Here is a 967-nt window from a genome sequence, read left to right as displayed (position 1 = left end):
CTAGCGCGTGTCCTGTAAGTGTTCGTGCCAGCGGCGTGGCTGCTATTCATCGGTCCTGATTTCTGCTCACCTGGGCACATGGTTGGACGCGGAGAACTCACCGACAAAGCATGGGAGGCCATCGCACCACTGCTACCGGCCAACGGCAAGGGCCGCAGGTGGCGCGATCATCGACAGGTCATCAATGGGATCCTGTGGAAACTACGCACCGGAGCACCATGGCGAGACGTCCCCGACAGGTACGGTCCGTGGAAGACCTGCCACGAACGGCTGAGGATCTGGACCATGGACGGCACCTGGGCAAAGATCCTCGACGAAGCCGTCGTCAAGGACGACGCCACCGGCGACCTCGAGTGGGTACTGTCAGTGGACTCGACCTCCGTTCGGGCGCACCAGCATGCAGCTGGTGCCCGGAAAAAGGGGGCTGCACTGATCCGGTCGAGGCCCTCGCTGTGGCCGGAGAATGCCTCGGCCGATCCCGCGGAGGACTGACCTCGAAGATCCACCTGGCCGTCGATGGAGCGGGCATACCGCTGAGCATCATCCTCACCGAGGGCCAAGTCGGAGACAACCCTCAGCTGCTGCCGTTGCTGGAGCAGATCAGTGTTCGCCGCCCCGGCCCGGGCCGGCCACGCACCATCCCGGAAGCAGTGCTGGCCGATAAGGCGTATTCGCACCCGTCAACCAGAGCCGCGATGCGGGCGAAGAAGGTGCGGTTCACCTGTCCGGAGAGGTCTGATCAGATCGGCCGTCGTCAGGCGAAAGGACCCGCCGGTGGGCGCCCACCGGCCTTCGATCGGGAAGAATACAAACGCCGGAACCTGGTTGAGCGGTGCTTCAACCGGTTCAAACAGTTCCGTGACTTGGCGACTCGCTATGCCAAACGTGCCGCCTACTACACCAGTGAGATCATCATCGCCAGCCTCGTCCTCCGCCTCAGGTGACACTTACAGGACACGCGCTAGGC

Annotated in this window: 1 pseudogene; it reads left to right on the top strand. The window is 63.4% G+C overall.

From position 1 onward, the window contains the following. Positions 1-78: 78 nt before the first annotated feature. Positions 79-944: pseudogene (locus INT40_RS20365) on the top strand (IS5 family transposase). Positions 945-967: the final 23 nt, after the last annotated feature.

Source organism: Brevibacterium sp. FME17, from assembly GCF_014897515.1.
GTDB lineage: Bacteria > Actinomycetota > Actinomycetes > Actinomycetales > Brevibacteriaceae > Brevibacterium.
Note: the sequence above shows the minus strand (reverse complement) of the source record. Positions and strands in the feature narration are given on the sequence as shown.